Origin of the sequence: Tepidamorphus gemmatus, from assembly GCF_004346195.1 — a bacterium.
In the GTDB taxonomy this organism is placed as follows: domain Bacteria; phylum Pseudomonadota; class Alphaproteobacteria; order Rhizobiales; family Tepidamorphaceae; genus Tepidamorphus; species Tepidamorphus gemmatus.
On the sequence record NZ_SMAK01000001.1, the window covers coordinates 254775 to 279975 of the forward strand.

A 25201-nucleotide genomic window follows, 5' to 3' on the forward strand; every position below is an offset into this window, starting at 1 on the left:
ACCCGACGATAGCCCCGCACGGTGCGGCGGCTCGCTGTTTCGTGACCGACGCATTTCGCGCTTGCCCGTCCAAACCCCTGGCTGGCACGATCTGCGACCTGTCCGGCGTCTTCGCGGATCGGCTTCGCCGTCCGGGATGACGCACGCAGGCCGCGTCCGCGCTCGCGCCAAGGGCGTGGATGCTGCCAGAACGCCGATCAGGCGCTGCGCATGGTGGCGGCGAGGGGGGCGATCGGCACGACCTGGGCCCCGGGGGCCGCGATCTGGTAGAGGCCGCGCTTGTCCGGCACCGGCTGGAAGCGGTCGGTGAGGCCGACTACGGTCTCGGCCGCGCCAAGCACGAGATACCCGTCCGGCTCGAGTATGCCGGCGATGCGGCCAAGAACTTCCGCCTTGGTCTGCCGATCGAAATAGATCAGGACATTGCGGCAGAACACGATGTCGAAACGGCCGAGGCCGGCGAAGCTGGACAGGAGGTTGAACTTCTGCCAGCGCACCATGCGGCGGATCGTGGGGTCGAGCTCCCAGACATCGCCCTTCTGACTGAAGTACTTGACCAGGAGCTGGATCGGCAGGCCGCGCTGCACCTCGAACTGGCTGTACGTACCGGCCTTGCCCCGCTCCATCACGCTTTCCGCGATGTCGGTGGCGAGGATGTCGACGCGCCATCCGTTGAGCCGCGAATCCTCGCGAACCATCAGCGCCAGCGAGTAGGGCTCCTGGCCGGTCGAGGCCGCGGCGCACCAGATCCGCAATTCGCGTCGCGCAGCGCGCGCCTGCAGCATGCGCGGCACCATGACGTCGCGGAAGTTCTCGAACGGAACCCGATCCCGGAAGAACGAGGATTCATTGGTCGTCATCGCCTCGACGACCGCATATTTCAGCCTGGCATCAGCGGACGTCCGGATTGCGTTAATCAGCGCCGTCAGGTCGGCCAGGCCCGCGCGCCGCGCAATCGGCGTCAGCCGTGCCTCGACCAGGTAGCGCTTGTCGTCGGCGAGATCGAGACCGGACTGGCTGCGCAGGAAATCCCGGAGGAAACTGAAATCCTGGGGCGTCATGTGCGGAGTCCCATGAGCAGTTGCGATACACGGCCGGCAATCTGGTCGAGCGGCAGCACCGCGCTGCAGACGCCGGCTCTCGCCGTGGCGCCCGGCATGCCCCAGACGACACTGGTGGCCTCGTCCTGGGCAAGCACGGTGCCGCCGGCCGTGGCGATGGACCGCGCGCCATTGGCTCCGTCCTGTCCCATGCCGGTGAGGACCAGGGCGAGCGTCGCCGGGCCGTAGACGGCAGCCGCCGACGAGAACAGCGGATCGACGGCTGGACGGCAAAAGTTGACCGGAGGTCCGTCGTCGAGGCGGATCCGTGGTTCCGCCCCTCCCTGGACCAGCATGTGATGTCCCCCCGGCGCGACATATATGCGACCGGCAACGATCGGCTCGCCGTCCCTGCCTTCTGCGGCCGGCCGTCCCGATGCCTTGGCGATATGCTCGGCCAGGATGCCGGTAAAGGTCGGCGGCATGTGCTGGGTGATGAGAACCGGAATGCCGCCGAGCTTGCCGCCGAGTTCTTCCATGAGCCGGGTCAGGGCGGGCGGGCCGCCGGTCGAACTGCCGATCACCAGCACGCGCGGCCGTACCGACGAGGCCGGGCGCAGCGTGATCGCCACATCCGGCCTGACCGGCGTCGGAACACTGACCTGTGCAGCCTGAGTCTTGCGTGCCAGCCCCGGCCGCGGCATGCCCAGTGCGCGGATCTTGGCGAGCAGCTGCTGGCGGAAGTCGTCGGCCGAGACCAAGCCGTGCTGGCCTTCCGGCTTCGGCAGGTAGTCGCGGGCGCCCAACGACAGCGCCTTCAGGCTGATCTCGGCATTGCGGCGTGTGAGGGTGGAGGCCACCACCACCGGGATGCCCGGCTTCTTGCGCAGGATCAGCGGCAGCGCCGTCATCCCGTCCATCTCCGGCATCTCGATATCGAGAATGACGATGTCGGGATTTGTCTCGTCGATTGCCTCGACCGCGGCGCGGCCGTTGCGTTGCAGGGACACGACCTCGATGTCGGGCGCCTCGGCGAGCCAGCGACTGACAAGTCCGCGCACCACGGCGGAGTCATCGACGACCATGACCCGTATCGGCGCCGAGGTTGTTCCCGATATGTGCGGCGCGCTCGGCGCGGGATTTGGCATATGGTCACTCACTGCACGGTCGCCCGGGCCCGACCACCGGCCACGGGAACCACTCACTCACAAACCAGAAGCCGCCGCTCCGAGTGACGGTGACGCACCCTCAGATCAGTCCGGCCTCGATGAACTTCGCCTCGACGATGTCACGGTCGAACGGCTTCATGATGTATTCGTTCGCCCCGGCCTTCAGCGCCTTGGCGATCTGGGCGATGTCGTTCTCGGTGGTGCAGAACACCACCTTCGGCTGATCGCCGCCCGGCATCTGTCGGAGCTTCGAGAGAAACTCGAAGCCATCCATGACCGGCATGTTCCAGTCGAGCAGGATGGCTTCCGGCATGTGACGGCGGCAGGCCTCCATCGCCACGGCGCCGTCCTCAGCCTCGCCGACGGCGAACCCCATGTCCTCTAGAATCCGCCGCGCGACCTTCCGGATGACACTCGAGTCATCGACCACAAGACATTGCTTCATGGGTCTTTCTCCGGCTTCACGTCCTGCCGACACTCTATTCGCGGTTGCCTGTGAAAGGGTTACGCGGCGAGTGAATCCGACTCCATCTCGAGAATGCGCTCCACATCGAGGATCACCAGCAGGCGGCCCTCCAGCCGCTGGACACCAGCCGAAACCCGGACCCAGCGCGGATCGAGATTCACCGGGTTGGGTTCGATTCCGGAGATCGGCAGTCGCAACACGTCGCCGACCTCGTCGATGACAAGACCGTAGGACTCGCCGCCATGTTCGATGCCGACCGCCATCGGCGACTGGGTGCGTTCGCCACCCGGGATGTCGAGACGCCGGCGCATGTCGATCGCGGTGACGATCCTGCCGCGCATGTTGAGTACGCCGGCGATCTCGCGGCGCGCCAGCGGCACCGGCGTCATGCCGGTGAGGCGGAACACGTCGTGGACACGCTCGATTGGCAGTCCGAACAGCTGATTGCCGATCGTCACGGTAATGTAGTCGCGTGTCGCCGTGTCTCCGAGATCGACGCTGGCGTCGCGCTCCTCGCCGTGCTCGCGGGCCGGTCGCAGGGATCTGGTATTGCTCGGATGTGTCATGCAGCCTCTCCCATCGGGCGGGCCAGCTCCTTGAGGGCAGCCAGCAGCCCGGCCCGATCGAACTTCGCAACATAGTCATGGAAGCCCGCCTGGCGGCCGCGCTCGATCGCCTCGGGCGTGGCGTGCGAGGACAGGGCGATGACCGGCACGTGCTTCCAGCGGTTGCTCGAGGTCAGGCGCTGGGCGAACTCGTAGCCGTTCATCTCCGGCATCTCGATGTCGCTGACGACGACATCGACGTGCTCGCCCGCCTCGAGGCGGCGCATCGCCTCGACCGCGCTCTCGCAGACAATCGTCACGTAGCCGGCGGACTTCAGTACCGGCGTGAGCATGTTGCGGAAGAAGGCACTGTCGTCGACGAGCATGATCTTCATGTCGTGCCTGGCGAAGCCCATCTCCTTGCGGTGGAACCAGTCGGCGAAGGCGAGTGGCAGGTAGTGCGCCACGTCGAGGATCTCCGTCGCCGCGCCGCGGATCACCGCCGAACCGAGCACACCGTTGGATTCCGATGAGATCTCGATATCGAGCCGGTCATCGACGATGTCGACCACCTCGTCGATGACGAGGCCCATCGAGCGTCCGCCGTCGGTAAACACGATCATCGGCTGGGAGCCCTCGGTGCGGCGCTCGACGGCATCGTTGACGTAGACGAGCGGCATCAGCCGGCCGCGATACTGCACCAGGCTGCGGCCGTTCGTGTGCTCGATACGCTCGACATCGATCTCCTCGAGACGGGTGATGAGCGAGAGCGGCACCGCCTTCGGCGTCTGGGAGCCGGCGCGGAACAGCAGCAGCGAGATGACCTCTTCGCGCGAGGCGGCCTGGTCACCTTGCTCCTGGTCCTTGGCCTCGCTGGCGACGTCGGTGCGGACCTGGCGCGCGATGCCGTTCGGATCGACGATCATGATCACCGAGCCGTCGCCGAGAATGGTGTTGCCGGAGAAGGCCGAGATGCCGCGCAGCTTGCTTGACATCGGCTTCACCACGATTTCCTCGGTGTGGAACACCGCGTCGACGACGATGCCGAAACGTTGCGATCCGACCTGGACGACAACGATGAAGCCCTCGGCGTCGCCGGTTTCGCCCTTGCCGGGGAGGCCGAGCACGTCCGACAGCCCGACCAGCGGCAGCAATTCATCGCGCAATCTGAGGACGGGTGTATCCTTGATCCGCTCGATCTTGGTGACCGATCCCGAGCCGGTGTGGACCAGTTCGACGACCGCCAGCTGCGGGATGGCGAAGCGCTGTCCGGACGACTCGACGATCAGCGCCGAAACGATCGCCAGCGTCAGCGGGATCTTGATGGTGAAGACCGAGCCTTCGCCCTGCACCGACTTCACGTCGACCGTGCCGCCGATCAGCTCGATATTGGTCTTCACGACGTCCATGCCGACGCCGCGGCCGGAGACGGAGGTCACCTTCTCGGCGGTGGAGAAGCCGGCGTTGAAGATGAAGCGGTGCAGCTGCGCCTCGCTCATCTTCTCCAGTTCGGCCTCGGTCGCCAGACCACGTTCGAGAACCTTCTGGCGGATCTTGGCACCATCGAGGCCGCGGCCGTCGTCGGCGATCTCGATGATGATGTGACCGCCTTCGTGATAGGCGGACAGTCGGATCTTGCCCGTTTCCGGCTTGCCCGACGCCTTGCGGACCGCCGGGGTCTCGAGCCCGTGATCGGCCGAGTTGCGCACCATATGGGTGAGCGGATCCTTGATCAGCTCGAGCACCTGACGGTCGAGCTCGGTCTCGGCGCCGACCATCTCGAGCTCGATCTGCTTGTTCAGTTCGATCGCCAGGTCGCGGACAATGCGCGGCAGCTTCTGCCAGGCGTTGCCGATCGGCTGCATCCGCGTCTTCATGACGCCCTCCTGCAGCTCGGCGGTGACGTTGGACAGCCTCTGCAGCGGAACCTTGAACTCGGAATCCTCGTGCCGCCGGACGATCTCCAGGAGCTGGTTGCGGGTCAGCACCAGTTCGCTGACCGTGGTGATGAGGTGCTCCAGGGTGTCGACGGCAACACGGATGGTCTGCGACTTGACCGCGGCGTCGCCGCGTCCGCTCTCGGCATCCTCGCGCGGCCGGCGGCCGGCAACGGCCGAGGCAGCGCCGTCGGATGCCTCGCTGATCGACACGACATTGTCTGCGGTTGCGGGTGAGGCGGTCGGCTGAGGGTCAGGCGCGGCCGCACTCGCCTCGGCGACCGCCTCGGGCACCACGGGCAGCGGTGCCTCCACCGGCGTCTCGCGAAACGCCCGCTCCAGCTCGTCCAGCGAGACCTCACCCGGCCTAAGCTCGCGCTCGAGCACCTGGTAGATCAGCGAGCCGCTTGTCGTGGCGGGTGTCGCCGCGGCCTCGATGGCGGCGGCGGGCGGCGCGGCTGGGGTCTCGGCGGTGTCGCCGACCGCCATCGCTTCGAGGCGGCTGATGACGTCGGTGTCCGAGCCCGGCGGTTCCTGGCCGGACTCGGCCAGACCAGCGATGATCTCCTTGATCCTGTCGATGGACTCAAGGATCAGCGTGACCGCTTCCGGGGTGACCGGAACGCCGTCGCGGAACCGCCCCATGACCGTTTCCGCAGCGTGCGCCAGCGCCTCGAGGCGCGGCAGGCCGAGAAAGCCACAGGTTCCCTTGATGGTATGAACGAGGCGGAAGATATTGTCGAGAATTCGGGCGTTGTTCGGTTCCTGCTCGAACTTCACGAGCTCGACGTCGATGATCTCGAGGCTCTCGTTCGTCTCGGTCAGAAACTCGCTGACGAGGTCGTCCATTGCCAGCCCTTCCTGGTTCCCAGTCGTCGCAGTGGTGCCGTCCTGCCACCAGGGCGCACTTTGCGACAGGGACCGTTAATTTTGGCTGAAATGGACGGGAGTGCTTATCCGGCCCTCGATCGGCCCGGTCCGGTCACCGCTCGAGCCGGCCGTCAGGCCGCAGGTCCGGCCTCGATGCGAACGATGCCGTCACCCGGTTCGAGCCGGACGTCCATGCCGATCGAACGGGCCAGCCGGTAGGTGTAGTAGGGTTGGATCGAATGGGCATCGAGGCGCCCGTGCGGCACCCGGCCGCCGAACACCTGCCGCGCGGTCTCGGGGATGCTGGCATTGATGCCGGTCGCCGCCAGCGAGAACGTCACCCTGTCGCCGTCGGCGGCCATGCCCACGCTCACCTCGCCGCCGCGCGGGATGGTGGCGACGGCGACCATCACCAGGTTGACCAACAGCTTCACCTGGTCCTTCGGCAGCGCCGCCGGTGGCAAATCCCACTGGATGCGTGCCTTCTCGCCCTTGTAGAGGTTCTCGGTCAGACGGCGTGCGTCCTCGAGCGGGAAGCGGTCGCCAGCGGCCCCCATCGCGCCGAAGGCGAGCCGGGCGAACTGCAGGCGTGCCGATGCCTTGTCGGCATTGTTACGGATGATGTCGAGCGCCATCTGACGCATCGACTCATCCTTCTCGTCGTCCAGCACCTCGAAGCCGTTGGCGATCGCCCCGACCGGACTGATGATGTCGTGGCACAGGCGGCTGCACATCAGCGCGCCGAGCTCGAGGTCGCTCGGCACAGCCTCGTCGGTCAGGTCCTGTTCGGTCACGGCTCGTTCAGTCATCGGATGATGCCCCGGCAGTCCGGTATGCGAATCGGCAGAGTCCACCCTGCGGGCGAGTGATACATCCTGAGGCGGGGGGCGACAACCGAGGCGAGGACGAGCAAAGGCTTGCCGACGCGCAGGGCGGCGTCGCGATCCTACCGGCTCCCTCCGGCGCGCCCCCGGCAGCTCGAGGTCTTGCGATGCGGCGGACTGTCCGCAGCACGGCCGATCTGGTAAGTCGCGACCGATCGCACATCGGCAACAGGCACGGCAGGCGGACGGATGCAGGATCAGATGACCGGAAGGGCGGCTGCGCTGCCGACCACGCGGGCGCTTGCGCTTGCGGCAATCGCGCTAGAGGCCGGTGCGGCGATCCTCGACGTGTACGCAAGCGACTTCGCGGTCGGGCACAAGGACGATGCAAGTCCCGTCACCGAGGCCGACGCGCGGGCGGAGGCGATCATCCTGAAGCGGCTGGCGGAGTATCAGCCGGATGTGCCGGTGATTGCGGAGGAAGCGGCATCGGCCGGGCAGGTGCCGGCTGTCGGCGACCGCTTCTTCCTGGTCGATCCGCTCGATGGAACCAAGGAATTCGTCCGCCGCAACGGCGAATTCACCGTCAACATCGCGCTGATCGAGGCGGGCGTGCCGGTGGCGGGAGTCGTTTATGCACCGGCATTGGGCATGATGGCGGTAGGCGACCGGCAGCACGGCGCTTTCGAGGCGACTCTGACGCCGGATACGGACGTTCGGCAGGTGCGATGGCGGCCGTTGCGGACGCGCGACGTTCCCGCCGCCGGACCGGTGGCGGTCGCCAGCCGATCGCACCGCGGCGAGGAGACAGAGGCATTTCTTGCCCGGCATGGCGTGGTCGATACCACCAGCGCCGGATCATCCCTGAAGTTCGTGCTGGTCGCACGCGGCGTGGCCGATCTCTATCCCCGTCTCGGGCGGACGATGGAATGGGATACGGCGGCCGGGCAGGCGGTGCTGGAGGCGGCCGGCGGTATCGTGCTGACCCTCGATGGGGCTCCGCTCGGATACGCCAAGCGCGAACGCGGCTTCGACAATCCGCATTTCGTCGCGTGGGGCCGTCCCCCCGCCGCGTGAACACCGGTCAATGTCGGAATATGCTTGCGCTCGTCTGCGCCGCCTGCGCGAGGAAGGTATCCGGATCGGTCGTGAACAGCTGGCGGTTTGCCTCCGTGTGAAACAGCACCAGGCGATTGCGGTAGATGATCCAGAAGTTCGGATCACCCTCGGCGGCATATCCGCGCGCCAGAGCGACCGCGCAATACCCGCCGAACAGCGGCGCGTAGACCGTGGGCGCCTCGAGGAACGCCTGGCGGTTGCCGTCATTGGCGAAGCGCCAGGTCACGCCCGCCCAGTCCGCCTCGTAGTCGCGGCCCTCGCGCGGTTGGCCGTCGGCGAAATAGGCGACAGGATCGTAGCCGAAGATCGCAAAGCCGGTGACCGCATCGGTGACGACAGGTTGTGCTGTGGCCGGCGCGAAGGCCATCGCCAAGGTCAGCAGAATCGCGCCGAGGCTGCGTCGACCCCATGAAGACACAATTTTAACCATCGGTTCGCAAGTATCCGGGCCTAGGGCGAGGCGAGTTTCGCGCGCGGTCGTTAACGCACGCGAAACGTCGTCGGGGGTCGCCGGCCGCTTGTCGACGGAGGGACTATCCATGACCCAGACACGACGTTCGCTGATCATCGGAGTTGCGGCGCTGGCCGCCGGCTCGCTGGCGCCCGTCCGGCTGATCGCCCAGGCCGGGAATCCGAACGCTCCCAGCTCCTATACCATCGACGAGATCATCGAGGAGGGGCATTCGTTCTTCGGATCGGTCTCGCAGGGGCTTGCCCAGGCGGTGGAATACCTGTTCAGCCGGCAGGGACGGCCGAATGGCTACGTCCTCGGCGAGGAGGGCGGCGGCGCCTTCATCGCCGGCCTGCGCTACGGCGAGGGCAGGCTGAACACCAAGAATGCCGGAACTCACAAGGTCTACTGGCAGGGACCATCGATCGGGTGGGACATCGGCGGAGACGGCGCCCGGACGATGATGCTCGTCTACAACCTCGAATCGGTGGACGATCTCTACCGCTACTATGGCGGCGTCAACGGCTCGGCCTATCTCGTCGCCGGATTGGGCGTATCGCTCTATTCGAACCGTAATATCTACGTCGCCCCCATCCGCAGCGGCGTCGGAGCGCGACTTGGCCTGAACATCGGCTACCTGAAGTTGACGCGGGAGCCGACCTGGAATCCGTTCTGACGCACTCGACGCTGGTATGTTGCCGGACAAACAGTTAGATTTCGCCGCGTCCGCCTGTGGCGTGCGGCCACGGTGACAGTGATGTGATGCGCGCCGGGCTGGCGCGCAGGTCGGCACGATGATCGAGAACCTCGTCGTCTTCACACTCGGTGCGCTGGTCGCACTGCTGGTCGTTCTGCTCATCGCGCCGACGCTGTTCCGTCGGACAGCGCGGCTCGCCGAGCGACGGGTGCGGGCCACCGCCCCGCTGACGATGGCCGAGATCCGGGCCGAACAGGATCTGATCCGGGCCGATCATGCTGTCGCGCTGCGCAAGGTCGAGATCCAGCTCGACCGGCTGAAGCGTGCTGCCGTCGCCGGTCAGATCGAGCTCGGCCGCCGCGAGGCGGAGGTGCGCGAGCTTCAGACCGAGCTGCAGGACCGCCGCCAGCTCGTCGAGGAGCTCGAGAACCGTATCGAGGACATGTCCTCGACGATCCTGGCGCTCGAGAAGCATATCGCCGAGCAGACGGTCGCGCTGAAGGAGAAGCAGCAGGCGATCTCGGTGGCCAACGACAATTTTCGCGCCAAGGCAGCGGAGCTCGAGGAAGCCCGCGCGGCGGGCCAGGCGGCGCGCGAGGAGATCGCCAGCCTGAAGCGTGCGCTCGAGACGGCGGAGGGTCGCGTTGGCGAACTGCGCGCGGCGCTCGCGACCAAGTCGGTCGAATCCGAAGGAAACGCGTCGGAGGTCGACGAGCTCACCGGGATTCTGAAACAGCGCGACCGGCTCATCAGCGCCCTCAAGCGGCGCGTGTCCCGGCGCAGGGACCTGTCGCGCGAACGGCGGCGGCGGGCGATGGAGCTGGCCGGCCTGCTGGCGGCCCAACGCGAGCGTGTGGCTGAGAAGACCTCCGCGCTCTCGGCGGCGGAGCTCAAGCGGATGCAGCTCGAGGAGGAGATCGCCAGGCTGGGCCGCGAGCGCAGCGAGCTGAAGAGCCGCATCGCCGATCTCGAGGCGAAGCTCGAATACCGCGACCGCGAACTCGCCCGGCTCAAGGTCAAGGACGGTGGCGAAGCGACGGCGGCGCGCGCCGCTGCGCAGGCGCAATTGCGCGACAACATCAACGATCTTGCCGCCCGCATCACGCGGCTCGCCATGCAGTCCGGCAACGAGGGGATCCGCACGATGGTCGAGACGGGTGCCGAGCCGCTCCAGGAGACCGAGGCCCCCGGCGGCGGCAAGGGTCCGTCGCGGCGCGGCCGCACGACGGCCGGGCGCGTGCCGGTTGCCACCCGGGTGAAGGAAGCCGACCTGACACCGGGAGAGTAGCGGGAAACGTCAGGCGGTGGACCCGGCTCAGATCGCCGACGCTTCCGCCGCCGAAGCCTTGAGGCGCGCTGCGAATGTCTCGACGGTTTCGGGCCGGGCCAGCAGAAACCCCTGGACAAGCGCGCACCCGGATCTTGCGAGCGCCTCGAGCTGCGCCGGCGTCTCAACGCCCTTGGCCACGACCTGAACGCCCAGTTCGCCGCCGAGCCGGATGACGGTGCGGATGATGGCGAGCGTCTGGGGATCGCGGTCGATGCCGTCGACGAAGCTCCGATCGATCCTGATGAAATCGATGGGAAGGTCGCGCAGGAGCGCCACGGAGGTCTGCCCAACGCCGAAGTCGTCGATCGCGGTACCGATCTCACGGGCCCGCAGTTCGGCGAAGATCGCCCGCAGCCGCTGCGGATCGCGGACCGCGACACCTTCGGTGATCTCGATCACCAGGCGGTTCCGCAGCACGGGGTATCGCGCCAGCAGGCGGTCTATGCCGTCGAGGTAGTCGCGGCTGTCGATGGTGATCGGCGAGGTGTTGACCATCACCCGCGGCACCGCCAGATCCGCGCCAGTCCAGCGGGTCAGGATTTCGCCGACCCTCGCGATCACCCACATGTCGATGCGCGCGATCAGGCCGCGGCGCTCGGCGACGGGGATGAACTCGGACGGGGGAATGTCGCGGCGGGTGCGCAGGTTGCGCCATCTGAGCAGTGCCTCGGCCGCGACAATTCGCTGCCCCGCACTTGCAAACAGCGGCTGCAGCGCCAGTTCGAACTCGTCTCCGGCGATCGCCCGGTTGATGTCGAGCGCAAGGACGCGCTCGTCGAGATCGCGCTCGGCGAGGGCCCGCGTGAAGAAGGCATAGCCGCGCCCGCCGGCGTTCTTGACCGAATAGAGAGCGAGGTCGGCATAGCGCAGCGCCGTCTCTGCGTCGGTCGTGTCGCGGGGCAGCCCGGCGATGCCGATGCTGATCCACACATGCACCTCGGTGGTGCCGATGTTGAACGGCTGTTCGATGGCGGCAAGGATGGCCTCGGCAAGCAACGTCACCTCGACGACTGCGAGGCCGGACGCAACGATCGCGAACTCGTCGCCGCCGAGCCGGTAGAGCTGGCAGCCATCGGGGCGCAACGCGTCGATCCGCTGGACCAGCTGCCTCAGCACCGTGTCGCCGGCGGCATGGCCGTACTGGTCGTTGATCGGCTTGAAGCCGTCGAGATCCATTGCCATCAGCCAGCAGGGCTTGCCGTCGGACGCCGTCCGCTCCGCCGTCTCGATCGCGTCGACGAACGCGGCACGATTGCGTGCGCCGGTCAGCAGGTCGCGGCGGGCGAGGAAGTCGATCCGGCGTTCGGCTTCCTTGAGCTGGGTGACGTCGATGAAGGTCAGGATCGTCTCGCCGGCGGCCGTGAGGGGGCCCGACGTTTCGGATGTCCTGACCAGCACATGGCAGGCCCGGCCGTCGCTGCCGGAGATCGTCAGGTTGCCGAGCCCGTCGTCGAGCCGCTGGCGGTCGAACGGGCCGAAGCCCTGCACCCGTTCGGAAATGAAGCTGCGCGCATCGACACCAACGAGGGCGGTCACGTCATCGAGCCCGAACAGTTCCAGGAGCTTGCCGTTGACGAACAGGGTCCTGCCGTTACCGTCGAAGTGCCAGATGCCCACCGGCAGCGTCTCGGCGACACTGCGGAACCGCGCCCGCTCGCGTTCGGCCGCCGCGTTGGCTTCATGCAGGGCGGTCACGTCTATGGCGACGCCGACATTGGCGCCGCTGACGGTGCGGATCTTCTGTACCCGCAGCCAACGCCCGTTCGGGTAGAGACGGTCGGACGCCTCGCCCGTCGCCTCATGGTGGCGGCGCAACCGCTCACGCAGCTCGCGCTCGAGCTCTTCGCCGGACATCGTCGTTTCGAGCGTCGCGCGGACGAGTTCGGCGTAGCGGATCGGAGCCTTGAGCTTCGCGAAGGCGCCGGCGTGGGCGTCCTGATAGGACTTGTTGCACGCGATCAGTCGGTCCTTTTCGTCGTAAAGCGCGAAGGCGGACGGCGTGCTCTCGATCGCCTCCCGGAAGAAGCGCACGAGACGGGACCGGTAGAGGTTGGTCGGCAGGTAGACGAGCATGCCGACGACCACCAGCGTCGCCAGCACCAGCGCCGCGCCGGGTGGGATCGCATGACCGAGCGCGATGACGAGCAGCAGGCAGGCGACCGCCAGCGCGACCGTCATGAACAATGCGTCGGCAATCGACAGTTGGCGCGCCGCGCCATAGACGCCCATGACGGCGTCGGCTACAGGGCGCAACCAGTGATATCTGCCCATTCGGCCTGCCTCCGCCGGGCCGGCTTGAACCATCGGCAGGTATGACAGACCGCGCCTTAGATTGGCTTAAGCGGCGTAGTTAACGATTTGCCTCGCGCGGTCGCGATCGCCGGCCACGGGTGTGCCGATCAGACGGGCTGGTCCGGAAAGGCCAGTTCGTGCCGGTTCCGCCATTCCGGCCCGACATAATTGATGATCAGCGAACGCCGGATGCCGGGAATCGGCCGCTTTTCGAAACCGTGCCACGTGTTGCTGGCAGGCACGAACACCATTGACTGGTTGAAGGCTGCCGGCGAGCTGCCGACATGGGTGTGTCCGGGATCATCCTCGTAGATGTCCGTGCCGAGCGTTTCGGCACCGGGCAGGTCGATCAGGTAGTGCAGGAAGGTGATGCGCTTGGGGCCGATGTCGGTGTGCGGCTCGAGCCAGAAGCCGTCGCGGTCCTGGGCGTACTCGATGCGCAGCGAGGAGCCGGCAAGATTGGCGCCGGTTACCTCGGCGATCGCCGCGACCGTTTCGGGATGCTGCAGCGCCTCGGCAATGGCCGCGCACAGGGGATGGGCGGCCTGGTTCTCCTGCGAGAAGAAGATGCGCGTCGAATTATGGGTATCGCGCTTGCCGCCGGTATCGTCGATGATGGGCGCTGGAAACGGCAGCCGCGCCACGGCACGGGCGGTCGGTTCCGGCATCGTGTCGGTCAGCACCCAGTGACGGTAGGGGGTCAGACGTCGATCGGAGTCCCTGAAGGATCTGATGATAGAAGCGCGGATTTCCTCGGCCGAGTTCGGGGCCGCCACGGCGATGCTCTGGGCGCTCGAATAGTTCATGTCGTGCTTTCCGGTGTCGTGATGAACATGCGGGGCGGCGCCGGACCCTGGCGGCGGCTGGGAATGGCCCGCACCGAATTTCTCGGTTTCGCTGGCGCCCCCTAGGGGACTCGAACCCCTGTTTCCGCCGTGAGAGGGCGGCGTCCTGGACCGCTAGACGAAGGGGGCGACGCTCGCGACGATCGCGTGGTGGCACGATATAGACCGGAAGCGAGGGGCCCGCAAGGGCGGTGGTGCGCCGAAGGGATAGCCCTGCCGGGTCCACCGACGGTCCGCGGGTAGCCGGACGTGGTCGCCGGCCGCCGAAGGCTATTCGCCGGAGATAACGTTGAGGATCCGCCCCGACCTGAGATCGACCACGACGACGGCAAGTCCCTCCGGGCGCTTCAGGACGAGTGCGAGGCGGTTGCCATCGGCCCATGTCGACACCACCTCGCTGTCGGCACCGAACAGCTGTGCCACGTCGACCGGCAGCACCGTCGCTACCGTGGCCGGCTCGGGCGCGGGGCCTGCCGAAATGCGACCTATGATGGTGACGAGCACCACCACCAGACCGACGACGATGAGGGCGCCCATGCCTGCCACCGCGATCTTCAGGAAGCGCACATTCCTTTGAGACCACATTGGTGGCAGATCGGACAGGTTGCCGGCGGGATCGGAAGTGGTGGGATCGGGAGACGGCATGGCTCAGGATGTTGAGGAAATCTCGCTGAGGGTTCCGGACTCAAGATCCGGCGATCGGATCGACCGGGTGCTCGCCGGGCTCGTCGCCGACATGAGCAGGGCGCGCCTCCAGACACTGATCAGGGACGGGCAGGTTTCCGTCGGCGGGCGGACGATAGTCGAGCCCAGATACAGGGTCAACGCGGGTGACCTCGTCCATCTGCGCATCCCCCCGACGCAGCCGGCAATCCTGCAGCCGGAGCCGATCGCCCTCGAGATCGTCCACGAGGATGCCGATCTCATCGTGATCAGCAAGCCGGCGGGACTGACCGTGCATCCCGGCGCCGGCACGCCATCCGGGACGCTGGTCAATGCGCTGTTGCACCACTGCGCCGGCAGCCTGTCCGGCATCGGCGGGATCGAGCGGCCCGGTATCGTCCATCGGCTCGACAAGGATACTTCCGGCCTGATGGTGGTCGCCAAGACGGATGCGGCGCACCGCCATCTGTCGGCGCAGTTCGCCGACCACGGCCGCACGGGCGACCTCGAGCGCGGCTATCTGGCGATCATCTGGGGCGCGCCGGAGAGGCGACGCGGTACCATCGACGCGCCGCTCGCGCGCTCGCCGCAGAACCCGGAGAAGATGGCCGTGCGGCGCGGCGGGCGCGAAGCGATCACCCATTTCGAGGTCCTCGACACATACTCCGACCCGGAGGGGCGGCCGCTGGCGAGCCTGATCGAATGTCGACTGGAAACGGGCCGCACCCACCAGATCAGGGTACATCTGGCCCATATCGGCCATCCGCTGCTCGGAGACCCGGTGTATGGCGGCGGCTTCCGGTCCAAGGAGCGGTTGATGAGCGAGCGCCAGCGGCAGGCACTGGCGGGTCTTGGACGGCAGGCCCTGCATGCCTATCTATTGGCGTTGAGGCATCCGTCGCGCGACGAGATCCTGCGTTTCGAGAGCGACCTGCCCGGCGAGATGCGGTCCCTGGTCGACGCGCTGACGGAAACTTGAGGGCCGGGGGACGTTTTTCAGACATAATCGGCGTCTCGAATGATGGCCCTGTGGACCTGATTCCATGGGACCTGCGGAGCTTGCCGCCCGGATCGGGGGCCGACCGCAGGGGCCGCACGAGGAGGAATGATGGCCAATATCGCACTTCCCGCAGTTTCCGCGGAGGGCGGGCTTTCCAGGTATCTGGAGGAAATCCGCCGCTTCCCGATGCTGGAGCCCGACGAGGAGTTCATGCTCGCCAAGCGCTGGCGCGAGCATGGCGACCGCGAGGCGGCGCATCGGCTCGTGACCAGTCACCTCAGGCTGGTCGCCAAGATCGCCATGGGCTATCGCGGCTACGGTCTGCCGATCGGCGAGATCGTGTCGGAGGGCAACGTCGGCCTGATGCAGGCCGTCAAGCGCTTCGATCCCGACAAGGGCTTCCGCCTCGCCACCTATGCGATGTGGTGGATCCGCGCCGCGATCCAGGAGTACATCCTGCGCTCCTGGAGCCTGGTGAAGATGGGCACCACGGCGAACCAGAAGAAGCTGTTCTTCAACCTCCGCAAGGTGAAGGGCCAGATCGCGGCCGTTGACGAGGGCGACCTGCGGCCCGACCAGGTGTCGGAGATCGCGACCCGCCTTGGCGTCACCGAGGAGGACGTGGTGTCGATGAACCGCCGTCTGTCGGGTGACGCCTCGTTGAACTCGCCGGTGCGCGCCGACGGTGACACCACCAGCGAATGGCAGGACTGGCTGGTCGACGAGGCCGCGAACCAGGAGTCCGAGCTCGTCAGGTCGGAGGAACTCGACAACCGCAAGCGGATGCTGGCCGAGGCCATGAATGTCCTGAACGAGCGCGAGCGCCGGATCTTCACTGCGCGCCGTCTCGAGGAGGAGCCGCTGACGCTCGAGCAGCTGTCCGAGGAGTTCGGCGTCTCGCGCGAGCGTGTCCGCCAGATCGAGGTGAGGGCCTTCGAGAAGGTCCAGCGCGCGGTTACCCAGGCCGCCCGCAAGCTGGAGGCCGGTGCATCGGCCTGACCCATGCGGTGGATGCCGGTTGGCAGTGCGGGCGAATCCGCCCGCCGCCGGACTCTCAGACCAGCACCTTGTGGCGCGCCACGGGAATGCCGGCGCGCACCCGGGCGAGATAATCGAAATCGAGCCGGGCCGCACACCAGCCGATCACGTCGGAACACTCGGCGATCTTGGCACCCCAAGGATCCACCACCATCGAGTGCCCATAGCACTGGCGGCGACCGCCGTCGTGCGAAAACACCTGGCCGCAGGCGACGACATAGCTCTGGGTCTCGATGGCGCGGGCGCGCAGCAGGATCTCCCAGTGGTCCTTGCCGGTCTGCAACGTGAACGCGGCGGGCACCATCATGACCTGAGCTCCTGCGGCGGCGAGCTTCTGATACAGCTCGGGGAAGCGCAGGTCGTAGCAGATCGAACAGCCGATCCTGACCCCCTCGCAGTCGTAGGTGACGATCTCGCTGCCGCCGCGCATCGTGTCGGATTCGCGGTAGGTCATGCCGCCGGGAACTTCAACGTCGAAGAGGTGGATCTTGCGGTAGCGGGCGACCTCGTTGCCGGCCCGGTCGAACACGACGGTGGTGTTGTAGCTCTTCTCGCCGGCAGCCTCGGCCATGCTGCCGGCGTGGATCCAGATGCCGTGCCGGCGCGCCTGCTCCTGCATGGCGCGGTAGGCCTCCCCGTCCGGAAAGGTCTCGGCATTGGCGCGGCGGCTCTCGGCATTGCCGCCCATGTAGGCGAAGGTTTCCGGCAGCAGCACGAGGTCCGGCCGATCGTGCCTGACCGCCTGCTCGATCAGGGAGATCGCCTGGGCGATGTTGGCGGCCTTGTCGTCCTGGCTGTTCATCTGCAGCGACGCGACCTTCATTGGCCTTGCTCCTCGGTTGCGTTGGACCGTTCAGCGCGGCGAGCACGCTGCGCCGCACCGATGTGGCCCCGGGAGATCAGCAGCGCGCAGTCTAACAGTACGTGCGGCAGGGCAAAGCCGCCGGGCAGTGCAATGTAGCGTGGCGTCCAGATCGGGTGGAACTTGTCCTTGTAGGCCCTGAGGCCGGTAAAGTTATAGAGGCTCGCGCCGTGCGTGAAGATGAAGTTGCCGACCTTGTGCCAGGTCGGCGCCAGCCGGTGCTGCTCGAAGCCGGCGAGCGGCGCCATGCCGAGCCCGAACCACTGGTAGCCCTCAGCCTTGGCCGCAAGCATCAGCTCCGCAAACAGATAGTCCATGGTGCCGTAAGGCGAGGAGCGGCGGTGACGCATCAGGTCCACGGACAGTTCGACGCCGGCGATGCCGGAGCGCCAGATGTTGGCGAAGGCGACGATGCGTGATCCGGCGCGGACGAGGGCGATGTCGAACTCGCGAAGGTAGTGCTCGTCGAAGCGACCCAGTGAAAAGCCCTTCTCGGCGCCGGGCTTGTTGGCGAGCCATTCGTCGGAGACCTCGCGCAGCTCGGGCAGGAGTGCCGGCACGGCGTCGCGCGGCACGATCTCGAAGGATGCTCCGGCGCGGGCAGCACGGCGTACCGCATGGCGGAAGTCCCGGTAGCGGGGCTGGTCGAGCGAGAAGTCGGCGAGCCGGACGCGGGCCTCCTCGCCATACTTCGTAACGGTCAGGCCGAGATCGAGCAGCATCGGGATGTCGTCCGGGCGCACGCTGTAGAAGACCGGCAGGCCGGCACAGGATTCGACCAGCTCGCGAAACTGCCAGGCTGCCTCCATCCGCCCGTCCGGCGTACCGACCGGCGCGCCGAGCGCGATCCAGCTGCGACCCCGCACCTGATACATGACGAAGGCCTGTTCGTCCGGGGTGAGCAGGATCCGCTTGTCGCCGAGCAGCACCGCGTTGACACCGGGATCGTCCGACAAAGCGATCAGTCTGCGCACGGCGGGTGTGACCGGCGAGACCGGCGATCCCGGCGGCGTCGTCGGCGTCAGTAGGCGCCAGACCAGGAACAGCAGCGCAGCCGCTGCCAGCAACGCCATGGCGCGGAGGAAACGGGGTGCATCGCCGTCCCAGGCGAATGCCCAGGTCGCCTCGGCGCCATAATCCTGATGGCGGTAGGAGAAGAAGCCGAACCAGGCCGCGATCACCAGGATCGCGCCGATCGCGGCGACCCAGGCCGGCGTGTAGCTGCCGGCCGCAAAGCCGGAAGGGCGGCGAAACGCAGGCTTCGCAGCGGCCAGCACGGCCAGCGCCACCGCCAGCAGGATCGCTTCCTCCCAGGCAAACCCCTTGAGCAGGACCGCGACGATGGCGACAGCCAGCATCGCCACCGCCATCCGCCAGGCGATGGCGAGACGGCGGGCGAGGCCGCGCGATACCAGGATCAGCACCAGACCGGCAATCGAGGCGGTCAGGTGCGACAGCTCTGCCAATGGCAGCGGCACGACATGGCGCAGCAGCCAGGCTCGGTCGGCCGGCACCGGCGCTGCGGCCGAGAAGACCAGCACGGCGCCAGCCAGAAACGTGCCGGCGGCGAGCACCGTCGGGGCGATCGAACGCAGCGCCAATCCGCTCGCCTCGCCGATCCGCAGCAGTCGGCTCGCCCCCGACCGCACTGCGCCGAACACGACGAGCCCCCCGGATATCGCCAACGGCAGCAGGTAGTACAGGATCCGGAACAGCAGCAGTGCGGCGAGCAGCCCGGCCTTGCTCTCGTTGGGAACGCTGAGCAGCAGGACGGCCTCGATGACGCCGAGTCCGCCCGGTACGTGGCTCGCCACCCCCGCAGCAAAGGCGGCCACCGTCAGCGCCGCAAAGGCGAGAAAGCCGTAGGGCAGATCGACCGGAATGAGCAGGTAGAGCGCCGCCGAGGTGATGAACACGTCGATCGTGGCAATCGCGAGCTGGGCCAGCGCGATCGGCAGGCGTGGCACGGGGATCGCGAAGCGCCACAGGGTGACCGGCTTGCCCCACCACCAGGCAAGGGCGAGATAGATCGTGATCGCGGCTGCCGACAGGATGCCGACCGTCTCGACCAGATGTCGCGAGACGCCGATCGCCGCAGCGAGTTCGTCCGGCCGCGCCAGGCCGGCGATCGCCAGCACGCCGCCGGCCCCGAGGAAGAAGGGCACGTGCGAATAGACCGTGATCAGCGCGATGTCGGAAATCGGCAGTCCGAGCGCGGAATAGGCGCGGTAGCGGATCGAGCCGCCGGTCAGCAGCGCGAAGCCGAGATTGTTGGAGAAGGCATAGGAGGTGAAACCGGTGAGCAGAACCTGCGCCGTCGGCAGGTGCCTTCGGATCACCCGGAGTGCCATCCAGTCGTAGCTGGCAAGGCACAGATAGGCTGCCGCGACGAGCAGCAGCGATAACGGCACGGCGGCCGGTGGCACGGCATAGACGGCTGCCCGGATCTCGGAGACATGCACCTCCTCGAGCTGATCGCGCAGGATCCAGACCGCGACGCCAGCGATCGCGACGGTGAGGACGGCGACCGCGACCTGTCGAGGGTCAACGGCCTTCAGGCGCGACAGGATCGACAGGCCGGTCATGCCGTTCGGTCGGGCGGTCAGGCGAGGACGTCGCGCCGTCGGGGATTGCGCTCGAACGTGGCCTTGGCGAATGGGCACAGCGCGACGATCCGGAACCCCTTTGTGCGCGCGTCCTCGACGACGCGGGCGACATGGCGACCGTTGGTCGCGCCGTCCTCGAGCGTGATCACGGGGGAGTCGGCCATGCTCGTGCCTTTCGCGCTCAGGCGCGGCGCACCGATTCGCGCCGCGCCAGGTCCTTGTACAGTGCCGAGAGGCGGCGGGTGACGGGGCCTGCCCTGTCGCCGTCGTCCGGCGGCGTTCCGATGATCCGCCCGTCAACCCGATGCACGGCGGTCAGGCCGGCGAATGTGCCGGTAACGAAGGCTTCGTCGGCGCCATAGACGTCGGTCAGCGAAAAGCGCTTCTCGCGGACGACGATGCGGTGCTCGCGGCACAGCCGGATCACGTTGGCTCGGGTGATGCCGCCAAGGCAATAGAGCCCGTCGGACGTCCACACTTCGCCGCCGCGCACGATGAAGAAGTGAGTCGAGTTGCAGGTTGCGACCGCCCCGTCCGGATCGAGCATCAAGGCTTCGTCAGCGCCGGCCTTGGCCGCCTGGATGCAGGCGAGGATGCAGTTCAGCTTGGAGTGGCTGTTCAGCTTCTGGTCCTGCATGTCCGGCGCGGTGCGTCGGACATGGACGGTGAACAGGTCTATGCCGGCCCGCTTCTTCGCCTCCGAAGCGATCTTGTATTCGGGAATGATCACGATTGTCGCAGGCCCGATGGTGACGCGCGGGTCCTGGTAGGGGGTCTTCTTGATCCCCCGGGTCACCATCAGCCGGATATGCACGCCATCCGTCATGCCGTTGGCGGCAAGGCAATCAAAGATGCGTGCCGCCAGCGCCTCACGGGAGAGTCCGATATCCATGTCGATCGCCTTCGCGCCCTCGTAGAGCCGCGCCAGATGGGCATCGAGAAACGCGATCCCGCCATCGACGACCCTGAGCCCCTCCCAGATGCCGTCGCCCAGGATGAAGCCGGAGTCGAACACCGAGACCACGGCCTGCTCGCGCGGAACCAGTTGGCCGTTGACCGATATCAGGATCGAGGCGTTGCGGGGATCGTCTGCGTAGTCGTGGGTCATGGACGGGTGCCCGAGAGGATCGGGCCGGGAAGGTAGGCCGCGGGGGGGAGAATGACAACGCCTCTTCCTCCCGAGCGTGGCAGAAGCGGCCACTACCGGCCGTCGCAGGCATCGACGGCGTGCGTTGCCGCGCCTGCACCCGCGCCGCCACCGGAACATGCTGGTGCGTCCTGCGCGCGGCTGGCGGTTACCCGAGGGCGGGCGTTGTGCCGCCGTCGGCCGCACCCGCCTCATGAGGGGGCTGACGACGGGTGCGTCGTGCGGCTTTAGGACTGCCGTGGCCGGACTCCCGGCATGCCACCGTCCGGCTTCCCCGGATGCGGTGAGATGTCCTAGTGTGTCGTTACCCCGACACCGGAGAAGAGCATGGCCGAACCCCGCATCGACGAGAACCTGATCCGCTATGGTTCCGCGTTCAGCCCGTGGCTGATCGAGAAGGCACGCGGTTCATATGTCTATGACACCGAGGGGCGGGCGATCCTCGACTTCACCTCCGGCCAGATGTGCTCGACGCTCGGTCACAACCATCCGAAGATCGTCGAGGCGGTGAAGAAGGCCTGCGACGGGGCGATCCACCTGTTCTCGGGGATGCTGAGTCCGCCGGTGGTCAAGCTGGCGGCGCGGCTCGCCGAGATGCTGCCGGGCAGGCTGTCGCGTTCGATCTTCCTGTCGACCGGCGGCGAGGCCAACGAGGCGGCGCTGAGGATGGCGAAGCTGCATACCGGCGGCTTCGAGGTGATCGGACTGACCGGTTCCTGGCACGGCATGACGGGCGCGGCGGCGGCCTCGACCTATGTCGCCGGCCGGCGTGGCTACGGGCCGGCGACGCCGGGCAACATGGCGATCCCCGCGCCGAACGCGTTCCGCTGCCCGATCCGCCACTGCAAGGGCACCTGCGACACCACCTGCCTCGACGTCGGCTTCGACATGGTGGACGCGCAGACGACCGGCGCGCCGGCCGCGGTTCTGGCCGAGCCGGTGCAGTCCTCGGGCGGTGTGATCGTGCCGCCGCAGGGCTATCTGCCAAAGCTCAAGCAGAAGTGCGAGGAGCGCGGCATGCTGCTGATCCTCGACGAGGCGCAGACCGCGTTCGGACGGCTCGGCGCCGACTTTGCCTCGGATATCTTCAACGTCGAGCCGGACATCCTGACCGTTTCCAAGACGCTCGGCGGCGGGCTGCCGCTGGCGGCCGCCTGTACCACGCCGGAAATCGAAGACGATTGCCATTCCAAGCGGTTCCTGCATGTGACCTCGCACGTGTCCGACCCGCTGCCGGCTGAGGTCGGTCTGGCCGTGCTGGAGGTGCTCGAGGAGGAGAACCTCAACGAGCGGGCGCGGGAGACAGGCGCCCATCTGAAGGCCGGTCTCGAGTCGCTGATGCAGAAGCACGAGGTGATCGGCGATGTGCGCGGCATGGGCATGCTCTATGGCGTCGAACTGGTGAAGGACCGCCATTCGCGCGAACCGGACCCGGAGCTCGGTCAGGCGATCACCCGCCGGTGCATGGAACTCGGCCTGTCGATGAACATCGTCTCCGTGCCGGGCAGCACGATGTCCGCCGTCTGGCGGATCGCCCCGCCGCTGACCGCCACGACGCAGGAGATCGACCTCGGCCTCGAGATGCTCGACCAGGCGGTCAGCGAGGTCGTTGCAGGGCGGGGATAGGGATCCGACCTCACGGGGTCCCATATCAGCGGCGCCGACCCTGGCCCCTGCGAAGGACCGCGTCCGCCGTCATCCCGGACTGACCGGTCAGCCGATCACCGGCACATGCGGGGCCACCTCGCGCGGCAGCACGCCTGTCAGTCTGGGATCGGGAAACATCTCGATCTTGCGCGCATAGGGCACGAAGCCGGAGCGCAGATAGAACGGCAGGGCGGCAGGATGATCGAAGGTGCAGGTGTGCAGCCAGAACCGGGCGACGCCGGGACGGAAGGCGAGCTCGATGGCGCGATCCATCAACCAGCGGCCGACCCCGCCTCCCATCACCTCGGGGACCACCCCGAAGAAGGCAAGCTCCACCGACGGCAGGTCGCGGAAATCCAGTTCGAGGATACCGACGGGTTCACCGCCCCGCATCGGGATGTAGAGCTCGACGGCCGGATCGGCGAGCGTGGCGCGCAGCCGGTCATCGTCGAGCCGCAGGCGGGAATTCCACAGCCAGTCGGCCCCGACGCGGCGGAACAGGTTCCGGTAGACGTCCGGATCGGGTGCGGTGACGCGCCGCAGCACCGGCGGATCGGCAAGTGTGGGCGCGCGCGGGGCGGCCGGTTCGCGCATCTCCAGAAAGGTGGCCACCGCCGCGACATGATCGCCGGGCAGGTCGGTGTATCCGTCGAGGACGAGCTCGGGCATGCGCCACGCGATATATTGGTCAGGTCAGATTGGCAACGGATTCCGGGACATTGGAGAATCTCCATGACCATTGCGATATGATCGGCCGACGAGGCGGGACGGCCGGGACGGGCTGCGGCGCCCGGAGCGGCTGACGGATGCGCAAGATTTCCATTCGCACATTGCTGGCGCTGTCCACCGGCGGACTCGTCCTGGTGGCGACGATGACGGTGCTGGTGATCGCCCTGCAGGCGAGCAGTACGAACACGTTCGAGCTTCTGAACCAGCGCGTCACACTCGTTCTCGACGGCATCGAGACCGAGGTGCGCAACAAGCTGGATGGCGCGAGCGCGGTCGTGGATGGGCTCGCCCTTCAGGCGGCCGAGGTCGATCTTGCGACGGATGCTGGCCAATGGACGGACACGATGAAGGTCGTGCTCGCCACGTCGCCGGAGATCGAGGTGCTGCTGTACTGGGACCGCAATCTGGTCCGCCATGGCGTCGCCCGTGCGGCCGCGGGCCGCATCGTCACCATCCCCGTCCTCATCGAGAGCGACTCGAGACTGCGCAATGACCTGGCGGCGCTCGAGCCCGGCGAACCTCCCACCTGGGGCGATCCGGTCAACGAGAATGGGATCACCTATGTCAATGTGGTGACACGTCTGGCGACCCCGCGGTCCGATATCGCGTTCATCGGGGCGGCGGTGTCGCTCGAGCACTTCTCGCGATTCGTTGCGGAAATCGGGGAGCGGTATGGTGCGACCGCGTTCATGCTGTACGGCGAGCAACATCTGCTGGCGCATCCCGGAATCGTCTCGGAGGGCGATCGCGGCCGGCTTCGGCGCGGCATCATTCCCCGATCCGAGGCCAATGATCCCGTCATCGCCAATCTCGACAACGGAACCGAGAGTGGGCGCCTGGCCGTCACCGCACGCGAACAGGGCGTGCAGGTGCGCCGGGTGGAGGCGGCGGGCGCGGAGTATGTCGTCATGTACCGCTGGCTGTTCGGCTACGGACCGCAGCCGATCGCCGTCGGAGCCTACTATCCGAGCCAGGAGTTCGCCGACACTGTCCAGCGCCTGCTGATGTCCGGTATCGCCGGGCTGGTCGTCGTGGTGCTATCCGTGATCGCGGCGATCGTCATCGGCGGCTTCATCGCCCGTCCGATCCGTCGCCTGGCCGGGACGGCAGCGGCGGTCGCCAGGCTCGATCTTGCCAGCGTGGAGCCGGCTCAGTCCAGCCCGATCGCCGAGGTGCACGACCAGGCGCGCGCCTTCAACATGATGCTCGATGGGCTCAGGGTGTTCGAGACCTATGTGCCGCGGCAGCTCGTCCAGCGCCTGATCGCCATCGGCAATCACCGCCAAATGGCCTCGCAGTCGCGCGAACTGACGGTGATGTTCACCGACATTGCCCGTTTCACCGAGATCGCCGAGCGGATGGGGGCGGAGGAAACGGCGGAATTCCTCAACCGGCATTTCGGCATCCTGGCCGACTGCATCACCCGCGAGGGCGGCACGATCGACAAGTATATCGGCGATGCGGTGATGGCCTTCTGGGGTGCCCCGGATCGGATGGACGATCACGCCGCCCGCGCGGTTGCCGCTGCCCGGGCGATCGCCGCGGCGATCACTGCCGACAACCGCCGCCGGGCCCACAAGGGTCTGAAGCCGGTGCGGGTCCGCATCGGCCTGCATTCCGGGCCGGCGGTCGTCGGCAATATCGGCGCGCCGGGCCGCGTCAACTACACCATCGTCGGCCCGACGGTGAACGTGGCGCAACGGCTCGAGTCGCTGGGTCACATGCTCGACGCGGGCGAGGATGTCACCATCCTGATGAGCGCGCAGACCGCGGAACTCGCAGCCGTCGGCGATGCCGGCGAGGCGATGGGGGCCTTCCGCCTTGCGGGCGTCCCGCACGAGGTCGAGGTGGTCCGGCTGCGCAGCGCCGACGCGCCGCATCCGCAATTGACGGGAACGGTACTGGTGCCGGCGCGGATCTGAAG

General features: G+C 67.2%; 22 protein-coding genes and 1 tRNA gene. 7 read left to right on the forward strand and 16 right to left on the reverse strand.

Features of this window, described 5'->3' with window-relative positions; genetic code table 11:
- Positions 1-197: 197 nt before the first annotated feature.
- The 6 genes from EDC22_RS01220 to chpT form a co-directional block, all read right to left on the reverse strand.
- Complete coding sequence (locus tag EDC22_RS01220; protein ID WP_132804776.1) at positions 198-1061, reverse strand: CheR family methyltransferase; 864 nt, start codon at positions 1059-1061, stop codon at positions 198-200.
- Positions 1058-2125: a protein-glutamate methylesterase/protein-glutamine glutaminase gene (locus tag EDC22_RS01225; RefSeq protein ID WP_132804777.1), complete on the reverse strand. Its 1068-nt coding sequence runs from the start codon at positions 2123-2125 to the stop codon at positions 1058-1060. The genes EDC22_RS01220 and EDC22_RS01225 overlap by 4 nt, the downstream gene beginning before the upstream one ends.
- A 163-nt stretch (positions 2126-2288) precedes the next feature.
- Positions 2289-2654 (reverse strand): response regulator, encoded by a 366-nt coding sequence (locus EDC22_RS01230; protein WP_132804778.1) that lies wholly within the window; start codon positions 2652-2654, stop codon positions 2289-2291.
- Positions 2655-2713: 59 nt separating this feature from the next.
- The gene (locus EDC22_RS01235; RefSeq protein WP_132804779.1) at positions 2714-3241 is read right to left on the reverse strand and encodes a chemotaxis protein CheW; all 528 of its coding nucleotides are present in this window, start codon (positions 3239-3241) and stop codon (positions 2714-2716) included.
- Positions 3238-6006: a hybrid sensor histidine kinase/response regulator gene (locus tag EDC22_RS01240; RefSeq protein ID WP_132804780.1), complete on the reverse strand. Its 2769-nt coding sequence runs from the start codon at positions 6004-6006 to the stop codon at positions 3238-3240. The genes EDC22_RS01235 and EDC22_RS01240 overlap by 4 nt, the downstream gene beginning before the upstream one ends.
- Positions 6007-6158: 152 nt before the next feature.
- A complete protein-coding gene (chpT, locus tag EDC22_RS01245; RefSeq protein WP_132804781.1) occupies positions 6159-6836 on the reverse strand; it encodes a histidine phosphotransferase ChpT in 678 nt (225 codons plus the stop codon).
- Between the two features lie 276 nt (positions 6837-7112).
- Between chpT and cysQ the strand changes: the two genes are divergently transcribed.
- The gene (cysQ, locus tag EDC22_RS01250; protein WP_132804782.1) at positions 7113-7928 is read left to right on the forward strand and encodes a 3'(2'),5'-bisphosphate nucleotidase CysQ; all 816 of its coding nucleotides are present in this window, start codon (positions 7113-7115) and stop codon (positions 7926-7928) included.
- 7 nt (positions 7929-7935) lie between these two features.
- Here the strand turns inward: cysQ and EDC22_RS01255 are convergent, their stop codons facing one another.
- A complete protein-coding gene (locus tag EDC22_RS01255; protein ID WP_132804783.1) occupies positions 7936-8538 on the reverse strand; it encodes a YHS domain-containing (seleno)protein in 603 nt (200 codons plus the stop codon).
- On the opposite strand from EDC22_RS01255, the gene EDC22_RS01260 reads away from it, so the two are divergent.
- Positions 8510-9097: a DUF1134 domain-containing protein gene (locus EDC22_RS01260; protein WP_132804784.1), complete on the forward strand. Its 588-nt coding sequence runs from the start codon at positions 8510-8512 to the stop codon at positions 9095-9097. The two genes, EDC22_RS01255 and EDC22_RS01260, sit on opposite strands and share 29 nt — an antisense overlap.
- Positions 9098-9215: 118 nt before the next feature.
- On the forward strand, positions 9216-10406 hold the full coding sequence (locus tag EDC22_RS01265; RefSeq protein WP_132804785.1) for a coiled-coil domain-containing protein: 1191 nt from the start codon (positions 9216-9218) through the stop codon (positions 10404-10406).
- 27 nt (positions 10407-10433) lie between these two features.
- Here EDC22_RS01265 and EDC22_RS01270 read toward each other — a convergent pair whose 3' ends face one another.
- From EDC22_RS01270 to EDC22_RS01285, 4 genes are all read right to left on the reverse strand, one after another.
- Entirely contained in the window at positions 10434-12719 is a 2286-nt protein-coding gene (locus EDC22_RS01270; protein ID WP_165926740.1) for a putative bifunctional diguanylate cyclase/phosphodiesterase, read from the reverse strand.
- 128 nt (positions 12720-12847) lie between these two features.
- Positions 12848-13546, reverse strand: a complete 699-nt coding sequence (locus EDC22_RS01275; protein WP_245499573.1) for a 2OG-Fe(II) oxygenase — start codon at positions 13544-13546, stop codon at positions 12848-12850.
- A gap of 92 nt (positions 13547-13638) precedes the next feature.
- Positions 13639-13714 (reverse strand) — tRNA-Glu (locus tag EDC22_RS01280).
- A 141-nt stretch (positions 13715-13855) separates the two neighbouring features.
- The gene (locus tag EDC22_RS01285; protein ID WP_132804787.1) at positions 13856-14170 is read right to left on the reverse strand and encodes a hypothetical protein; all 315 of its coding nucleotides are present in this window, start codon (positions 14168-14170) and stop codon (positions 13856-13858) included.
- A gap of 58 nt (positions 14171-14228) precedes the next feature.
- Between EDC22_RS01285 and EDC22_RS01290 the strand changes: the two genes are divergently transcribed.
- Positions 14229-15227, forward strand: a complete 999-nt coding sequence (locus EDC22_RS01290; protein WP_132804788.1) for an RluA family pseudouridine synthase — start codon at positions 14229-14231, stop codon at positions 15225-15227.
- Between the two features lie 129 nt (positions 15228-15356).
- Positions 15357-16247, forward strand: coding sequence for an RNA polymerase sigma factor RpoH (gene rpoH / locus EDC22_RS01295; RefSeq protein ID WP_132804789.1), 891 nt, complete (start codon positions 15357-15359; stop codon positions 16245-16247).
- Between the two features lie 55 nt (positions 16248-16302).
- Here rpoH and EDC22_RS01300 read toward each other — a convergent pair whose 3' ends face one another.
- Genes EDC22_RS01300 through EDC22_RS01310 form a run of 4 tightly spaced genes read right to left on the reverse strand, consistent with a single transcriptional unit; the run spans position 16303 to position 20862 of the window.
- Positions 16303-17109, reverse strand: a complete 807-nt coding sequence (locus EDC22_RS01300; RefSeq protein WP_132804790.1) for a carbon-nitrogen hydrolase family protein — start codon at positions 17107-17109, stop codon at positions 16303-16305.
- A complete protein-coding gene (gene mprF / locus EDC22_RS01305; RefSeq protein WP_132804791.1) occupies positions 17106-19733 on the reverse strand; it encodes a bifunctional lysylphosphatidylglycerol flippase/synthetase MprF in 2628 nt (875 codons plus the stop codon). The genes EDC22_RS01300 and mprF overlap by 4 nt, the downstream gene beginning before the upstream one ends.
- Before the next feature lie 17 nt (positions 19734-19750).
- Complete coding sequence (locus tag EDC22_RS17845; protein WP_165926741.1) at positions 19751-19918, reverse strand: GNAT family N-acetyltransferase; 168 nt, start codon at positions 19916-19918, stop codon at positions 19751-19753.
- Positions 19919-19935: 17 nt separating this feature from the next.
- Complete coding sequence (locus EDC22_RS01310; protein WP_132804792.1) at positions 19936-20862, reverse strand: aminotransferase class IV; 927 nt, start codon at positions 20860-20862, stop codon at positions 19936-19938.
- A gap of 366 nt (positions 20863-21228) precedes the next feature.
- Here EDC22_RS01310 and EDC22_RS01315 point away from each other — a divergent pair, with 366 nt between their 5' ends.
- A complete protein-coding gene (locus tag EDC22_RS01315) occupies positions 21229-22527 on the forward strand; it encodes an aspartate aminotransferase family protein (RefSeq protein WP_132804793.1) in 1299 nt (432 codons plus the stop codon).
- 87 nt (positions 22528-22614) lie between these two features.
- On the opposite strand, the gene EDC22_RS01320 is transcribed toward EDC22_RS01315, so the two are convergent.
- Positions 22615-23217, reverse strand: a complete 603-nt coding sequence (locus tag EDC22_RS01320) for a GNAT family N-acetyltransferase (protein ID WP_132804794.1) — start codon at positions 23215-23217, stop codon at positions 22615-22617.
- Positions 23218-23354: 137 nt separating this feature from the next.
- Here EDC22_RS01320 and EDC22_RS01325 point away from each other — a divergent pair, with 137 nt between their 5' ends.
- Positions 23355-25199 carry an adenylate/guanylate cyclase domain-containing protein gene (locus tag EDC22_RS01325; RefSeq protein WP_132804795.1) on the forward strand — a complete coding sequence of 615 codons (1845 nt, stop codon included), beginning with the start codon at positions 23355-23357 and terminating at the stop codon, positions 25197-25199.
- The last annotated feature ends 2 nt before the right edge of the window (positions 25200-25201 follow it).

Excerpts from the sequence above, each read along its gene's own strand:
- EDC22_RS01220 (WP_132804776.1), bottom strand. The coding sequence starts at position 1,061 with ATGACGCCCCAGGATTTCAGTTTCCTCCGGGATTTCCTGCGCAGCCAG.
- EDC22_RS01225 (WP_132804777.1), bottom strand. The coding sequence starts at position 2,125 with ATGGTCGTCGATGACTCCGCCGTGGTGCGCGGACTTGTCAGTCGCTGG.
- EDC22_RS01230 (WP_132804778.1), bottom strand. The coding sequence starts at position 2,654 with ATGAAGCAATGTCTTGTGGTCGATGACTCGAGTGTCATCCGGAAGGTC.
- EDC22_RS01235 (WP_132804779.1), bottom strand. The coding sequence starts at position 3,241 with ATGACACATCCGAGCAATACCAGATCCCTGCGACCGGCCCGCGAGCAC.
- EDC22_RS01240 (WP_132804780.1), bottom strand. The coding sequence starts at position 6,006 with ATGGACGACCTCGTCAGCGAGTTTCTGACCGAGACGAACGAGAGCCTC.
- chpT (WP_132804781.1), bottom strand. The coding sequence starts at position 6,836 with ATGACTGAACGAGCCGTGACCGAACAGGACCTGACCGACGAGGCTGTG.
- cysQ (WP_132804782.1), top strand. The coding sequence starts at position 7,113 with ATGACCGGAAGGGCGGCTGCGCTGCCGACCACGCGGGCGCTTGCGCTT.
- EDC22_RS01260 (WP_132804784.1), top strand. The coding sequence starts at position 8,510 with ATGACCCAGACACGACGTTCGCTGATCATCGGAGTTGCGGCGCTGGCC.
- EDC22_RS01255 (WP_132804783.1), bottom strand. The coding sequence starts at position 8,538 with ATGATCAGCGAACGTCGTGTCTGGGTCATGGATAGTCCCTCCGTCGAC.
- EDC22_RS01265 (WP_132804785.1), top strand. The coding sequence starts at position 9,216 with ATGATCGAGAACCTCGTCGTCTTCACACTCGGTGCGCTGGTCGCACTG.
- EDC22_RS01270 (WP_165926740.1), bottom strand. The coding sequence starts at position 12,719 with ATGGGCAGATATCACTGGTTGCGCCCTGTAGCCGACGCCGTCATGGGC.
- EDC22_RS01275 (WP_245499573.1), bottom strand. The coding sequence starts at position 13,546 with ATGAACTATTCGAGCGCCCAGAGCATCGCCGTGGCGGCCCCGAACTCG.
- EDC22_RS01285 (WP_132804787.1), bottom strand. The coding sequence starts at position 14,170 with ATGTGGTCTCAAAGGAATGTGCGCTTCCTGAAGATCGCGGTGGCAGGC.
- EDC22_RS01290 (WP_132804788.1), top strand. The coding sequence starts at position 14,229 with ATGGCTCAGGATGTTGAGGAAATCTCGCTGAGGGTTCCGGACTCAAGA.
- rpoH (WP_132804789.1), top strand. The coding sequence starts at position 15,357 with ATGGCCAATATCGCACTTCCCGCAGTTTCCGCGGAGGGCGGGCTTTCC.
- EDC22_RS01300 (WP_132804790.1), bottom strand. The coding sequence starts at position 17,109 with ATGAAGGTCGCGTCGCTGCAGATGAACAGCCAGGACGACAAGGCCGCC.
- mprF (WP_132804791.1), bottom strand. The coding sequence starts at position 19,733 with ATGACCGGCCTGTCGATCCTGTCGCGCCTGAAGGCCGTTGACCCTCGA.
- EDC22_RS17845 (WP_165926741.1), bottom strand. The coding sequence starts at position 19,918 with ATGGCCGACTCCCCCGTGATCACGCTCGAGGACGGCGCGACCAACGGT.
- EDC22_RS01310 (WP_132804792.1), bottom strand. The coding sequence starts at position 20,862 with ATGACCCACGACTACGCAGACGATCCCCGCAACGCCTCGATCCTGATA.
- EDC22_RS01315 (WP_132804793.1), top strand. The coding sequence starts at position 21,229 with ATGGCCGAACCCCGCATCGACGAGAACCTGATCCGCTATGGTTCCGCG.
- EDC22_RS01320 (WP_132804794.1), bottom strand. The coding sequence starts at position 23,217 with ATGCCCGAGCTCGTCCTCGACGGATACACCGACCTGCCCGGCGATCAT.
- EDC22_RS01325 (WP_132804795.1), top strand. The coding sequence starts at position 23,355 with ATGCGCAAGATTTCCATTCGCACATTGCTGGCGCTGTCCACCGGCGGA.